The 14,186-nt window shown below is 43.4% G+C and carries 13 protein-coding genes; 10 read left to right on the forward strand and 3 right to left on the reverse strand.

What is annotated here, in order from left to right; genetic code table 11:
• Positions 1-10: 10 nt before the first annotated feature.
• The 3 genes from B9Z54_RS20770 to B9Z54_RS20780 all read left to right on the forward strand — a co-directional run bounded on the left by B9Z54_RS20770 (position 11) and on the right by B9Z54_RS20780 (position 3,540).
• Positions 11-1,204 (forward strand): MFS transporter, encoded by a 1,194-nt coding sequence (locus tag B9Z54_RS20770; RefSeq protein ID WP_113930284.1) that lies wholly within the window; start codon positions 11-13, stop codon positions 1,202-1,204.
• A gap of 221 nt (positions 1,205-1,425) precedes the next feature.
• A complete protein-coding gene (locus B9Z54_RS20775) occupies positions 1,426-2,655 on the forward strand; it encodes an aminopeptidase (RefSeq protein ID WP_113930285.1) in 1,230 nt (409 codons plus the stop codon).
• A gap of 309 nt (positions 2,656-2,964) precedes the next feature.
• Positions 2,965-3,540, forward strand: a complete 576-nt coding sequence (locus tag B9Z54_RS20780; protein ID WP_113930286.1) for a general stress protein — start codon at positions 2,965-2,967, stop codon at positions 3,538-3,540.
• Positions 3,541-3,635: 95 nt separating this feature from the next.
• On the opposite strand, the gene B9Z54_RS26560 is transcribed toward B9Z54_RS20780, so the two are convergent.
• The 3 genes from B9Z54_RS26560 to B9Z54_RS20795 form a co-directional block, all read right to left on the reverse strand.
• Complete coding sequence (locus B9Z54_RS26560; RefSeq protein WP_345840756.1) at positions 3,636-4,433, reverse strand: CAP domain-containing protein; 798 nt, start codon at positions 4,431-4,433, stop codon at positions 3,636-3,638.
• Positions 4,434-4,673: 240 nt separating this feature from the next.
• Positions 4,674-5,507, reverse strand: coding sequence for a metallophosphoesterase (locus B9Z54_RS20790; RefSeq protein WP_113930288.1), 834 nt, complete (start codon positions 5,505-5,507; stop codon positions 4,674-4,676).
• A 323-nt stretch (positions 5,508-5,830) separates the two neighbouring features.
• On the reverse strand, positions 5,831-6,694 hold the full coding sequence (locus B9Z54_RS20795) for an STAS domain-containing protein (protein ID WP_113930289.1): 864 nt from the start codon (positions 6,692-6,694) through the stop codon (positions 5,831-5,833).
• A gap of 338 nt (positions 6,695-7,032) precedes the next feature.
• Here B9Z54_RS20795 and B9Z54_RS20800 point away from each other — a divergent pair, with 338 nt between their 5' ends.
• The 7 genes from B9Z54_RS20800 to B9Z54_RS20830 all read left to right on the forward strand — a co-directional run bounded on the left by B9Z54_RS20800 (position 7,033) and on the right by B9Z54_RS20830 (position 14,133).
• The gene (locus B9Z54_RS20800) at positions 7,033-8,331 is read left to right on the forward strand and encodes an ABC transporter substrate-binding protein (RefSeq protein ID WP_113930290.1); all 1,299 of its coding nucleotides are present in this window, start codon (positions 7,033-7,035) and stop codon (positions 8,329-8,331) included.
• 108 nt (positions 8,332-8,439) lie between these two features.
• Positions 8,440-9,486: a carbohydrate ABC transporter permease gene (locus B9Z54_RS20805; protein WP_316247201.1), complete on the forward strand. Its 1,047-nt coding sequence runs from the start codon at positions 8,440-8,442 to the stop codon at positions 9,484-9,486.
• Positions 9,486-10,352 (forward strand): carbohydrate ABC transporter permease, encoded by an 867-nt coding sequence (locus B9Z54_RS20810; protein ID WP_113930291.1) that lies wholly within the window; start codon positions 9,486-9,488, stop codon positions 10,350-10,352. Before B9Z54_RS20805 ends, B9Z54_RS20810 begins: the two co-directional genes overlap by 1 nt.
• A 153-nt stretch (positions 10,353-10,505) precedes the next feature.
• A complete protein-coding gene (locus B9Z54_RS20815; RefSeq protein ID WP_113930292.1) occupies positions 10,506-11,267 on the forward strand; it encodes a threonine/serine exporter family protein in 762 nt (253 codons plus the stop codon).
• Positions 11,268-11,388: 121 nt separating this feature from the next.
• Positions 11,389-11,835 carry a threonine/serine exporter family protein gene (locus tag B9Z54_RS20820; protein WP_113930293.1) on the forward strand — a complete coding sequence of 149 codons (447 nt, stop codon included), beginning with the start codon at positions 11,389-11,391 and terminating at the stop codon, positions 11,833-11,835.
• A gap of 19 nt (positions 11,836-11,854) precedes the next feature.
• Complete coding sequence (locus tag B9Z54_RS20825) at positions 11,855-12,481, forward strand: NUDIX hydrolase (protein ID WP_113930294.1); 627 nt, start codon at positions 11,855-11,857, stop codon at positions 12,479-12,481.
• A gap of 374 nt (positions 12,482-12,855) precedes the next feature.
• A complete protein-coding gene (locus tag B9Z54_RS20830; protein ID WP_113930295.1) occupies positions 12,856-14,133 on the forward strand; it encodes a S1C family serine protease in 1,278 nt (425 codons plus the stop codon).
• Positions 14,134-14,186: the final 53 nt, after the last annotated feature.

Here is a 14,186-nt window from a genome sequence, read left to right on the forward strand (position 1 = left end):
AGGAATTCAAGTGAAAGAAACACTCTGGACCAAATCATTCATCATGCTCATGGTGGGGAATTTGTTTGTTTTCATGTCCTTTCAAATGCTGATCCCTACATTGCCTCCTTATATTAAATCCCTTGGAGCTTCTGGATTGGAGATAGGGCTTGTCACCACTTTATTTTCTATAGGTGCTGTATTGAGCAGGCCTTTTATCGGCTTTATGCTGGAATATAAAACGAGGAAGCCGCTCGTTTTAATCGGAGCACTTTCCCTGCTTTTGATTACTATCATCTATCCGCTGTCGCAAATCGTCGTGATTTTCCTGGTGTTCCGTTTTGTTCACGGGCTTGCATGGGGCTGGTCGACAACAGTTAACGGAACCGCGGCCGTGGATGTTGTGCCAAACTCCAGACTTGGTGAAGGAATGGGGTATTATGGATTATCGATAACAATAGGAATGATCGTCGCACCAAGCTTGGGAATCTACTTGTTCCAAGTGACTTCATTCAGCAATCTCATATATATCTCCACTGGCCTGGGAATCATTGCGCTCATTCTTCTTTCAACTGTGCATTACCATACTCCACAGGCTGTAAAAGAGACGCAGAAAGAGCAATTGAAGTTTTCCTATATGGGTTCTCTCATTGAAAAATCGAGTATTTATCCAGCGATCATTACGATGATTGCTACTTTCGGCTATGGCTCCATCGTGACTTTTATCGTGATTTTCGGAGAGGAGCGGGGGATCGATCAGATTTTCCTTTTCTATTTGTTCAATGCCATTATGGCGTCTCTTTCCCGTCCTATTGCTGGAAAGTGGTTTGACGAAAAAGGGCCGATTGGATTGATATTATTCTGTACAGGAGTAACCTTTATCGGTATGTGGGTGTTGTCATTCGCTCATTCAAACCTGCCGATCATCATTGCCGGTGTCCTGTTCGGGGTAGGATTCGGTTCTTTGATTCCAACGCTGCAATCGTGGGTGCTTTCCAAAACGCCTGCAAACCGAAGAGGGGTTGCTAACGGGATGTTCTTCTCGTCAATTGACCTTGGAATAGGCTTAAGCGGCCTGGTCTTTGGGATCCTTGCTCAATTTGTTGGAACAGGAACACTCTTCCAGATATCAAGTGCGTTCCTCTTGATTGCGATGGTCCTGACCATCAAAGAAGCAAGAGGAAAGAAAATGCAGCAGCAAACACAAATATCACCATCAGCATAATGATGATCAATGGGGGCAGTTCTACACCGCTTTACGCGCTGTAAGGGACTGTCCCTTTTAGCACTTTAAAGCATCGAAAGGGAACCGAGAGGGAATTCTTAGTATCCGATGAAAAATCCGGCTCTTGGGATTTTTCCGAAAGCACCAATATATGTGAAAACAGCCTTCTCAAAAGATAAGAGTTATAATGAAAAGGATTAACGCGAAATGGAGGAACAGACATGGACTTTGAACGAAATTTGGATAAATATGCTGAACTTGCTGTAAAGGCCGGCGTCAATATACAAAAAGGGCAGTATCTTTGGGTTTCTGCTCCCATGGGGACTGAACGCCTTGTGAGGAAAATCGTCAAGCAGGCTTATCTTGCCGGAGCATGTGAAGTGCATGTTCAATGGTATGACGAAGAGGTGAAAAGGACACATTACGAACTTGCTCCTGATAGTACATTTGAGCAGTTCCCTGAATGGATGGCTTCAGCATTTGACTCTATCGCCGAAAAAGGCGGTGCTTTCCTGCAGGTTGAGGCAGATGACCCTGACTTGTTGAAAGGAATTCCTCCTGAAAGATTGTTATCTTTTGAAAAGGCGAGGGGCAATGCCCTTGAAAGCTTCTATGAAGCCATTGAAACCGACCGGATCAGCTGGTCCATCATCGCGATGCCTTCACAAAAATGGGCAGATAAGGTATTCCCGGGTCTCCCTGAAAGTGAAAGAGTGCCTGCTCTGTGGGATAAAATATTTGATGCTGTCAGGATTAATAAGGAGCATCCTGTTGATGAATGGCGCAGTCACATCGAGACGCTGCAAGCAAAAGCTTCTCAACTGAATAAGAAAAGCTTTTGGAAGCTTCATTATACTGCCCCGGGAACGGACCTGACGATTGAACTTCCCGAGAAGCATTTGTGGCTGACTGGAAGCTCCACCAATATAGAAGGAACCACATTCATTGCAAATATGCCAACAGAAGAAGTGTACACTGTACCGTTAAAAATTGGGGTGAACGGATTTGTTACAAGCACAAAGCCGCTCGCATACCAGGGGAATGTAATCGAGGATTTCAAGCTGACCTTCGAGGATGGGAAAATCATCAAAGCAGAAGCAAAGACCGGACAGGAACTGCTTGAGAAAATGATGGATACAGATGAAGGGGCAAGATACTTGGGAGAGGTTGCGTTGGTGCCGCACAAATCGCCCATTTCCGAAACCGGAATCCTGTTTTTTAACACACTGTTTGATGAAAATGCATCCAACCATTTAGCAATCGGCTCTTCCTATCCAACCTGTTATGAAGGAGGAGAGTCACTATCCGAGGATGAGAGAAAAGCCGCTGGTTTGAATGACAGCATCGTTCACGAGGACTTTATGATCGGTTCCGAACAGATGGATATAGCCGGTATACATAAAGACGGTTCAACTGAACCCCTCTTCAGAAAAGGGAATTGGGCGTTTTAAGGGCTGTTAAAACGCCGGAGCCAATAATTAATTGATTATGAGCCAAAGGGGTTATCTATTACCCCTTGGCTTTTTTTGTGCGACTGAATTAGTGTTTTGTTGATATGCTTCCCTTGATGTCCGAATGGTCATTTCTTTTACAGCAGTCCTTACAAAAGATGAAGACCTACACGCGGGACTACATAACTGGCCGGTGTGGTCAAACTAAATATTCCTTCCATAAAATTGGGTCTCTATAGAAATCCACGTTTAACAGCTTTAAATAAGGGAATTACTCCTTATGTAGAAATCTTTTGAGGAGGGATATGAATGAAAAAGTCTATAATCGGTGGAGTTTTCAGAAACAAAGATGAAGCTGTTCGCGCGATTGAAGCTCTTCATGACATGGGTTATACCAAAGAAGATATCTCGATTTTTGCAAAAGATAATGACGATGTTAAAGGGATCCAACATGAAACGGACAGTAAAGTGACTGAAAAAGACAGTGGACGCGGCAAGAATGCAGGAAAAGGTTTCGGTATTGGTGCCGGAACGGGCGGTGTACTCGGCGGTATCGCTGGTATTATTGCGGAGGTCGGTTTGCTGACCATTCCTGGTGTTGGTGTTCTGGCTGCAGCAGGGCCGTTAGCAACAGCGTTGAGCGGTGCGGCAATTGGGGCCGGCGGCGGCGGACTTGTTGGTGCTTTAACAGGAGCGGGTATTCCGGAAGAACATGCCAAGGAATATGAAAATTATTTAAATAAGGGTAATATCGTTGTTCTGGTTGAAGCGGATGAAGACCGTGAAGATAAAGTATATGGTCATTTCTCCAATAACAATGCAATGAATACCCACACATATCCTGAAAGGGTACGTGTAAATAACGGAAGCAATACCAACCTATAATATGGTGATTGAAGAACCCCGTCGGAAATTTTCCGCCGGGGTTTTTTTAGCTTGTTAAAGGGGCAGCCATTTTCTTTCAGGCTGCAGCCCTTAGATTACTTAATAAACATCTGTGTCCAATAAATCCCCATCCCGCCGTCTTCAGCATAGCCGACTCCGATATGGGTCACTTGATTGTTCATAATGTTTTTACGGTGTCCAGGGCTTTCCATCCATGCTTGAACAACTTCTTTTGGTGAGTTCTGGCCAGCAGCAATATTTTCAGCTGCAGTGCTGTACTCTATCCCGAAGTTCTCCATCATTTCGAATGGAGATCCATAAGTAGGAGACGTGTGGGAGAAGTAATTCTTATCCACCATGTCCTCAGATTTGATGCGGGCGACATTAGATAATTCTCCATGTGGTTTTAATGCCGGCAAACCATTCTTTTTACGTTCGTCATTAGTTAAGTCGATGACCTGCTGAACATATTCATCCATGTTCCCGCTTTGTGCTTCTTCATTCTGGCCATTCTTTTCTGCAGGCTGCTGCGGAGTTTCTGGTTCTTGAGCAGCTTGCTGCCCGTCTCCACGGTTACCCTGATTGCCCTGGCCATTTTCTTGTGTAAACCTCTGTCCGCCATTACGTGGATCCATTGGAATCAGGTAACGCTGTGTGAAAAGGTTGCGTCCCTGACGCTGAACTGCAGGGTCTCCAGGATCACGGTCGGTAAGTGCGTTTCCATTGCCATTTTCATTCATATTCGGATTTTCACCATTGAAGCTTACCGGATCATAATTCACATCCTGTGGTTCCGCCAATTCATTATTTCCATTCCCGTTCCCATTACAAGCAGTCAGTATCAACAAGGGAGCGATTGCGCATATAAGAAAAGATTTGAGTTTAATCTTCATTGTCATTACCTCCTTTTTTAGGTCCATTGACCATTATTTAATATGTGCAATAGACCTGTTTTTAAAAGAGGTAAAAACTGCAATATGACCTTTTTTTAATGGTGAGTGGGTGGAGGCAGGATTTATATATAGAAAAACGGCTTTTGGGAGCGCGTGAATGCCGCTTCAGCAAGTTCTCACAGGACTTCCCGTCAAAAAAAGAGCCATACGGATGCGCACCGCAGGGCTCTTTAACAATTGCTATTTGGAAAGAAGCGTCGCTTCAATAATTTCTGGTCTGTTAAAAAGTCTCTGCGGGATGATGCTGTTGCCCAATCCGCGGTTCACGATCATTACAGAGCCGCCCGAATGGAATCTGCCGGCATCATACTTCGGCAGGAATCCCTGGTCAGGTGCAATCATTCCGCCGAAAAAGGGAAGCCTGAATTGGCCGCCATGGGCGTGGCCCGAGAAAATCAAGTCGAACTGCTTCTCCTGATAAAGCTGAAAATGCTCTGGGCGGTGAGCGAGAAGGATTTGAAAACCACTCGAACCTTCCAATGGTACATAATCCAAACTTTCTTCAGTGGACATTCCAGCCGCTGGATCATCGATGCCATATATTATGATTTTGGTATCATCTTTTTCAATTACGGTAAAATCATTCCTGAGCACTGTAACTCCCAGGCCCGCAAGTTTTTTCTCCAGTTCCTGAAAGTTCCCTGACCACCACTCATGGTTACCGGTCACAAATAACACAGGAGCTGCTTTTACTAAACCTTCCATTAGTGTAAGGCTTGATTCTTCATCATAGTTCTTTCCGTCCACTAAATCTCCTGTGAAAACAATCAGGTCAGGCTGGGTGTGCTGCACTTTTTCAATTATCCTTTGTTGATTCTCCCCAAAGAATTTGCTGTGGAGATCAGATAGCTGAATGATTTTATATCCATCAAATTCAGCAGGGACTTCATTAGAGGAGATATTCATTTCAGTCGTGACTATAGAATTGTTCTGCCAATATAAAAATAAGATCAACAAAATAATTGCAGCAAAGGCTGAAAGCCATTTTCGCAAAATCTTTCCTCCATCCTTCATACAATTTCGGGGCTGTTTTGTTCACCAAAAGTAAAACTCACTGTCCCTTAAGTTGCTCTTCCAGTCCGTTATCCTGCCAAAAAGTGAGTCTCACTGGCCCGTAACTCCATTATGCGGTCCGTAATCCTGCCAAAAAGTGAATCTAATTGGCCCGTAACTCCCTATTTCGGTCCGCTATCCTGCACGAAAAATAAACTCACTGGCCCGTAAACCAGTTTTCCGGGTTCTTATTAGAGGCTTTCCGACCTTTTCCTAAGCCGGCCGCGCAGGAAGGATAACTAAATAGGGTGCGATCCCGATGACCGCACCTCCAATTAAAGAATCTAGATGTTCAAATGTTTATCAAGTTGCTTAGCTAAATTCAATATGACTCGCTGCAGGGAGCTTTCTGTTTTCACATCAGAAAAGTCAATTCCCAACTGAACAGCTGTCATTGCGACTTCCGGACGAATGCCTGTCAGAGCTGTTTCCACCCCAATCAGGTTAAGTGATTCTATAAGCTGGAAAATTTGATGAGCGACCATTGTATCGACCATGACTACACCGGATAAATCAATGATCAAATACGAAATTCCGGAATCAACGCTCTGCTGCAGAGTAGTCTCCAGGATACTCTTGGCTCTTGTTGTATCGATATCCCCGATGATAGGCAGAAGACCGATGTCTTCAGTAAGAGTGATGACTGGAGCACTCAGTTCATTGATCAACATGGATTGAGAAGAGAGTCTGTCCAAAAGGATGCTCAGAAAATTATCGGTGAAAGTTTCCATGACGTAGTCAAAGGTTGTGTTAATTTTTTTGACCCAGTGAAATACATCCTTGATGTTCACGTCGAGTTCTGTCTGGGTGGCGAATTTCTCGACATAATCAATGAGGATGGAGCGGAAGCACCCCCCGTTTCTCGTTACTTCCGTCAAAGAGGTATCAGAATTCGCTCTGTCTGATGCTGTTTGGAAGGTCCAATCCGAAATGCTCTTTTTCATTTCCTCCTCTTCCTGGAACAGGGAATCAGCAACTAGTTTCACATACTTGCCGTTTTGCACTTTGATTTTTTCCATTACTTCTGGAGGTGCATCTGGCGAGTAATGCGAACCGGTTTTTACATTCTGGAATTTCAACCAGTCTTCAGTGAAGGAAGAAATATTGTCTATCAGGAATTTATATAGTGCTTCGGTTTTTGTTTTCATAAGTACTCCTTATATAAATAGGTATATACTCATTTTCATGAAAAGAGGAATCAAAGTCAATGAATACATGTTAGAAAAGTTTAGTGGGAATTTGTGTAAAATAATGCAGCAGTAAGTCAAATTTTTTGTTTGGTCGATGTGCTTTCCTAGCTTGATGCAAAGCGCTTCTCTGCTAGCTGATAGAAATGCATATTTAGACATCAATTGACAATGTCAGAACATTTTTCGAATTTTTTTGTAGATAAATGTTTAAGAAGAAGAAGAAGCGGGGTAGAAGAAGAAGCAGAAGTAATTTGTAAGTTTTTTGTAATATTTATGATGTTTAGGGGGAGTAACAAATGAAGAAAAGAAGTTTAGCTATGCTTCTTTCTCTTGTTCTGCTGATTTCTGGCTTTTTAGCCGGCTGCGGTAACGATGAGGGAGCAACTGCAAATGTCACGGAAGACGGTAAAAAAGTAGTGGATTTCTGGACATTCTGGGGATCAGAAACAAGAAAGCCTATGATAGAGAAGATTATTAAGGACTTTAATGAATCTCAAGACGAGATCGTAGTGAAACATACATATCTGCCTTGGGGAGATATTTGGACTAAAAACCTTGCCTCTATCGCTGCGGGTGATCCTGCTGATGTTGTCATCAACGATATCAACTCGGTTGCCCAGAGAGCTGAAAATGACCAGGTCGAAGATTTAAGCGAATACCTTGGAGAGGATATCAAGGATCAATACTATCCTCACCTGTGGGATACGGTTGAATATGAAGGCAAGCCATATGCAGTGCCATTCAATACGGACACACGCATGCTTTTCTACAATAAGGAAGCTTTCAAGGAAGCCGGACTGGATCCTGAACAGCCTCCTAAAACGTGGAAAGAGCTTGAGGAATATGCAGAGAAATTGGATATCAAAGACGGCGACCGCTATGAACGGGTCGGATTCTACCCGCTCTGGGGAAGCATCGGACCGAATTCATGGATGGTCAACGCCGATGAAGGCCAAAAGTTAGTTGCAGACGGAGAAGTAAATATCAACACGCCTAGGAAAGTAGAGGCCATTGAATGGATTAAGAGCTGGAAAGACAGAATCGGTGATAAAACAGTTCAAAGCTATCAGGCTGAATTTGGAAGCCAGCAGTCTAATCCTTTCATCAGCGGTAAAGTGGCGATGTGGGTCAATGTAGGTAACTTCTATACCGAGATCAAGGAATTTGGTCAGGATATGGATTTTGGTGTAGCACCTGTACCTGCTTTTGATGAAGGCAGTAAGCCATGGAGTGACGGCGGCGGATTTGTTGCTGAAATCCCTAAGGGGGCTGACAATCCGGAAGCTGCAGCAGAATTCATTAAATATTTAACAGGCGAAGAAGCTCAGAAGTATTGGGCAATGCAGAATTTTGATAATGTAGCAAATATTGCAGCTGCCGAACAAGCAGCTGAAGAGTTAGAAGGAAAAGATAAAGAAGTTTACCAGGCGACCATCGATAATCTGGAGTTCACTCAACTGCATCCAATGCCGGTTGAATACCCTGATTATCAAAATCTCCTGAATCCAAAGATCGACGAGTTCATGATGGGCTCTCTTGAGGCAGAAGAAGCACTGAACTCTGCTCAGGAATCCGTTGAGAAAATGAAAAGGTAATTAACCATCCAGAGAGAAGGTTTTCCTTCTCTCTTTTGGTCAATGAAAAATTATTTTCATTTTTTATAATGCTCCAGCACTCGGGTTAATAAAAAGGGGGGTATTCCTATGAAGGGGTCCAACGCAGAAGCAGTATCAGACTCAGCTGAATCAGGCAAACCGACCGGCCTGCACTCCGGCAATGTCAAATTAAAGAGGAAGAATGAATGGGCCGGCATCATCAGGGCAGCCGATAAGCCGGTAAAGAAAAAAATCATGTCCAAAAAAACGAAGGATAATCTTTTTGGTTATTTATTCATCAGTCCATGGCTGCTGGGATTCTTTGGGTTGACACTGGGGCCGATGTTATTTTCCCTGGCGGCAAGCTTTACCGATTATAATATCACCTCAAAAATGAATTTTATCGGATTTGATAACTATAAAAAGATGTTCACAATCGATGAAATGTTTATGACGTCGCTGTGGAACACACTTTATTTTGTTCTCTTTTCTGTCCCGGCAACAACGGCGGGAGCCATTCTCCTCGCAGTACTGCTGAATCAGAAGGTCAGGGGGATGAAATTTTTCAGGACGATTTTTTATCTGCCGTCCATTCTTTCGGGAGTAGCTGTGTATTTCCTATGGATGCAGCTTCTGAGTCCAAGCACTGGAATGATCAATACGTTCCTTGCCTGGTTTGGCATAGATGGACCGGCATGGCTGTTTGATCCTGAATGGACCAAGCCTTCCCTGATCATTATGAAGCTTTGGAGTGTAGGAGGAGGAATGCTCCTTTATCTGGCGGTGCTTCAAGGGGTATCTAAAGAAATGTATGAAGCGGCAGAACTAGATGGAGCTAATATTTTTCATAAGTTTTTATATATAACATTGCCGATGATTACGCCAATCATTTTCTTTGATATTGTGACAAGTACAATCGGTTCGTTCCAGATTTTCCAGGAAGCTTATGTCATGACGGATAACGGCAGCGGCGGCCCGGCTAATTCATTGTTATTCTATAATCTTCATATGTGGAACAATGCATTTGAAATTTTCGATATGGGCTATGCAACAGCCATGGCATGGTTCCTATTTGTTATCGTCCTATTCTTGACCTTCATCAATCTGAAACTTGGGAAGAAGTGGGTTTATTATGAAGGAGGGGACAGGAAGTAATGGAAAATACAGAAAAGCTGAAATTTCATCAATCCAAAAAATTCAGGGAAAAAGCGCATAAATTGTTCATTCTTTTCATTTTGATAGCGGGGAGCGTTGTCATTCTTTCTCCACTGTGGTGGATGATTTCAACCTCACTGAAGACACCTCAGGAAATTGCCCAGTATCCGCCGACATTCATGCCGGAAACCTTCCAGTTTTCCAACTATGTGAAAGCCTGGCAGACTGCTCCATTTACCAGGTGGACGCTTAATACATTGATGGTCGCTGCCATAGGAACGGTTGGAAGTGTATTCATTAACTCACTGGTCGCTTATGCATTTGCCAAGATTCCATTCAAAGGCAGGAATACATTATTCGTGCTGGTTTTAACCACGATGCTTATTCCTGGATTTGTTACTATGGTGCCGCAGTATATCCTGTTTTCAAAGCTTGGCTGGATCAATTCCTATCTTCCATTGATTGTGCCTTCTTTCTTGGGAAGTGCGTTTTTCATCTTTCTGCTGAGGCAGTTTTCACTTACCATTCCCAATGAGCTCCTTGACGCAGCCGTTTTGGATGGAGCCAACCACTTGCAAATCTGGTGGCATATCATGGTGCCGCTGACGAAGCCGGCATTGATAACCGTCGCGATTTTCTCCTTCAATGGAGCGTGGAATGACCTGCTCGGGCCGCTGTTGTACCTAAACGATGAAAGCTTGTACACCCTGCAGATAGGGCTGCAGACTTTCAAAGGGCAGATGCAGACACAGTGGCACTATTTGATGTCCATGTCTGTCATGGTTCTGGCACCGGTAGTATTGTTATTCTTCTTCTTCCAAAAGCACTTTATTGAAGGATCCAATATATCTGGTGGAATCAAATAATAATAGAACAGAAAGAAGAAGCTGCCACGCCAGCTTCTTCTTTTTGTATTCTGACTTTAACACTTTAAAGCGTGAAGTATTGCTTAGACAACACTTTTTCCTATAGAATTGTAGCTACATAACTTTAAGGTGTTTATTGGAGAGAGTGAATGCATGGAAAAACAAATGGAGATTAAATATGACATCATGGAGGTTTGCCTTCTTGCCGGGAAGATCATGCTGCAGAGCGGGGCGGAAACCTACAGGGTGGAAGATACAATGATGAGGATTGCAGCCTCTTTCGGTATTAGGGAGTCCCACAGCTATGTTACCCCGACAGGAATCATCTTTTCTATTGAAACATCAGAGCCAACGAAAACAAAACTGATCCGGATTTCAGAGAGAACGACAGACTTGAAGAAAGTTACGGTGGTGAACAGTATATCGAGAAGGATCAGCAGCGGAGACCTGTCTGTTGATCAAGCGTATGAACTCCTGGAAGAGGCTGACGCTGCTACCATGCCGTTTCCATTTTATATTCAGATTCTGGCGGCTGCCATTGCCAGCGGCTGTTTTCTGATTATGTTCCAAGGAAGCTGGCATGATTTCCTTCCGGCTGTCGTTACAGGGGGAGTTGGATTTCTGAGCTTGATTTACTTTCATAAAGTAGTGCCGATTAAGTTCTTCGCTGAGTTTCTGGCATCTTTCACAATTGGGGTGCTGTCATTCGGATTTATTTGGAGCGGTATCGGATTTGAACTGGATAAAATCATAATCGGATCCGTCATGCCGCTTGTTCCAGGCCTTCTCATTACAAATGCAGTAAGGGATCTAATGGCGGGACACCTGGTTTCCGGGTTATCCAAGGGGGCTGAAGCCTTTTTGACGGCTTTTGCAATAGGATCTGGGATTGCGATTGTTTTTACTTTTGTGTGAGCATGTCTCAAGGGCGGAAATTAACAGTACCATTATCTAAGTTACATGAGCAAGGTACCTGTATCAAGCAAGAACACTGAGCCATTGGGAAGTATATTAGCAAAAGGAGATGGTCGGCAAAGTGTATATTATAGAACAAGTTATCACGAGCTTTATTGCTTCTGCGGCATTTGGCATCATTTTTAATGCGCCGCGGGAATCTTTGATTAAGTGCGGAAGCGTCGGGATGTTCGGCTGGATCATTTATATAGTGATGACAATGAACGATATGGATATCGTCCTGGCAACTGTTACAGCATCATTTCTTGTGGCGGTCCTGAGCCAGATTTACTCAAAAATTTACCGCACCCCCATTATCATTTTTAGTGTAGCCGGCATCATTCCCCTTGTTCCGGGAGGGATGGCTTATGACGCGATGAGAAATTTTGTGCAGAATGACTACAATTCGGCTATCAATTTAGCCGCCAAAGCCTTTATGATTTCAGGGTCTATTGCTATTGGGCTTGTCTTTTCAGAAGTGATCAACCAGGTCATTAGGAAACGAAAATTAAGCACTTTAAAGAGCTGAAGCAAGAGGAGGAAAGCGAATGGATCAAGAAACTCTAACCGTATTTAATGATGAAGGAGTTCCCGTCGGGGCTGCCCCCCGTGATGAGGTTCACCGGAAGGGTTACTGGCATGAAACTTTTCATTGCTGGTTTATTCAAAGAAAAGAAAGTATCAATTATCTCTACTTTCAACTTCGAAGCTCCAGCAAGAAAGATTACCCCAATCTGCTGGATATCACAGCAGCCGGCCATATACTCTCTCATGAAACCATTGAGGAAGGAATCAGGGAAGTGAAAGAAGAGACAGGCATAGAAATTTCTTTTGAAAATTTAGTTCCCATCGGAATTATTCCTTATGAAATTATTACAGAGAACTTTATTGATAGAGAAAGGGCTCACCTTTTCCTATTTGACTTCACGGGAAACATGGAGGACTTCTTACTTCAACAAGATGAGGTATCCGGCATATTACGGGCAGAATTTAACCAGTTTGAAAAGTTGATCGAAGGCACGGCAGATTTCGTTAATTTAGAAGGCTTCCAGATTGCATCAGACGGAAAGAAAGAAATGACAGCCATAATAGCTGAAAAGAAAGACTTTGTGCCACATGAGGATTCATACTACCAGGGAGTTCTGGAAAGCATACACAGCTACTTGGACAGATAGAAACATGTTAAGTACCGCCAATCACTTGGCGGTGCTTTTTTGTGCAGAAAAAATTAAACTCTGTTGAAAACAATTACCTATGTTATCTGCGCCAAGCGTAAAGGGGTTCAAATAACCTAGGGCTGACCACCTGCGCCTTGCTTTAATCTTAACCGGCTGTGCGTTCCCAGCAAGAGAGCCCAGTGGGTTTGAAATCATACGTTTGATTAACACCTCTTCATTAAAACTTCCCAGCCTGTACATAGATTGTTAATAATTTCGTAATAATTTCCCTTTAAGATGAAATCAAGCATCAAGAGACAGCAGATTAACTAACATAAACTTTTACAAATCAGCAGATAAAATAGCTTGAACAATATAGAGGAGGAAATAGAATGTTTGAACAAAACAATCAAAATAATGAAGAAGTACAGCACACTGTATCACCACAATCCGAAACCGAAGACCCCGTCAAAGAAGAAAGACAAAGATCCGAGAAACAGAATAAGAGATCTAAAGGAAGAGGATTTCTATCCACTGTTGGTGCCGGGGTCATAGGTTCTGTCCTGACACTGACGGTTCTGCCGCAAACGGACTATTATCAAAATCTCGCTGAGGAGAGTATCCAGAATGCAGCTATAACTCAGCAGGCGGAAACTTCACAAACAGCTGGAATTAATGCGAGCAATGTCTCTACAGGAGGAGATATTGCCAACATCGTAGAGGGCGCTTCAAAGGCAATAGTAGGCATTGTAAACTATCAGGAGCAAAATAGCCGTTACAATGGAGTGTCCCAGGAAGCCCAAGCCGGAACAGGATCAGGTGTCATTTTCAAGAAAGAGGGTGACCATGCCTATATCATCACCAATAATCATGTTATTGAAGGTGCTTCAAACGTAGAGGTGTCCCTCCATGACGGTGAAAAGACAAAGGCAGAGCTGATCGGGGCCGATTCGTTGACAGATCTTGCGGTGCTGAAGATTGATAGTAAATATGCAGACAACCTGCTGGAGGTCGGAGATTCCAATGGACTGCGTGCCGGTGAGCAAGTCATCGCAATCGGAAATCCGCTTGGTCTTGATTTATCGAGAACCGTAACACAAGGAATTGTAAGTGCTGTGGATCGTACGATTTCGGTTCCGACATCTGCGGGCGAATCCGAACTGAATGTCATACAGACGGATGCAGCCATCAATCCAGGTAATAGCGGCGGTGCTTTAATCAACAGCAAGGGCGAATTGGTCGGAATCAACAGCTTGAAGATAAAAACTTCAGGGGTAGAAGGGCTTGGATTTGCGATCCCAAGTAAAGAATTCCTTCCGATTGTCAACGAAATCATCGATACCGGAAAAGTGGAGAGGCCTTATATCGGGATTGGAATGACAAGTCTTGCGGATGTCCCCCGGAATTATTTAGAAGAGCTTCCGAATGGAGTTAAAGCTGGAGTCATTGTCGCTAATATCGACGAAACATCTGCGGCAGCAGAAGCCGGCATCAAAGCAGGGGATGTTATCACAGAATTAAATGGACAATCAGTTGAAACACCGGCAGATTTAAGGAGGCAGTTATATTCTGACCTTAAAGTGGGAGATGAGGCAGACATGACAATTTACCGCGGTTCTGAAAAACTGTCCATCAGTTTGACTCTTACAAGCAATAGCATGATCAACTAATTAAATTTTTCAGGTGCTTTGACTAATCACAACAGACACCATTTATTAAAGGA

The sequence above is a fragment of the Bacillus sp. P14.5 genome, assembly GCF_003316765.1.
Taxonomy (GTDB): domain Bacteria; phylum Bacillota; class Bacilli; order Bacillales; family Bacillaceae_B; genus Rossellomorea.

Excerpts from the sequence above, each read along its gene's own strand:
- B9Z54_RS20805 (WP_316247201.1), top strand. The coding sequence starts at position 8,440 with ATGAAGGGGTCCAACGCAGAAGCAGTATCAGACTCAGCTGAATCAGGC.
- B9Z54_RS20830 (WP_113930295.1), top strand. The coding sequence starts at position 12,856 with ATGTTTGAACAAAACAATCAAAATAATGAAGAAGTACAGCACACTGTA.
- B9Z54_RS20775 (WP_113930285.1), top strand. The coding sequence starts at position 1,426 with ATGGACTTTGAACGAAATTTGGATAAATATGCTGAACTTGCTGTAAAG.
- B9Z54_RS20795 (WP_113930289.1), bottom strand. The coding sequence starts at position 6,694 with ATGAAAACAAAAACCGAAGCACTATATAAATTCCTGATAGACAATATT.
- B9Z54_RS20810 (WP_113930291.1), top strand. The coding sequence starts at position 9,486 with ATGGAAAATACAGAAAAGCTGAAATTTCATCAATCCAAAAAATTCAGG.
- B9Z54_RS20780 (WP_113930286.1), top strand. The coding sequence starts at position 2,965 with ATGAAAAAGTCTATAATCGGTGGAGTTTTCAGAAACAAAGATGAAGCT.
- B9Z54_RS26560 (WP_345840756.1), bottom strand. The coding sequence starts at position 4,433 with ATGAAGATTAAACTCAAATCTTTTCTTATATGCGCAATCGCTCCCTTG.
- B9Z54_RS20825 (WP_113930294.1), top strand. The coding sequence starts at position 11,855 with ATGGATCAAGAAACTCTAACCGTATTTAATGATGAAGGAGTTCCCGTC.
- B9Z54_RS20815 (WP_113930292.1), top strand. The coding sequence starts at position 10,506 with ATGGAAAAACAAATGGAGATTAAATATGACATCATGGAGGTTTGCCTT.
- B9Z54_RS20790 (WP_113930288.1), bottom strand. The coding sequence starts at position 5,507 with ATGAAGGATGGAGGAAAGATTTTGCGAAAATGGCTTTCAGCCTTTGCT.
- B9Z54_RS20800 (WP_113930290.1), top strand. The coding sequence starts at position 7,033 with ATGAAGAAAAGAAGTTTAGCTATGCTTCTTTCTCTTGTTCTGCTGATT.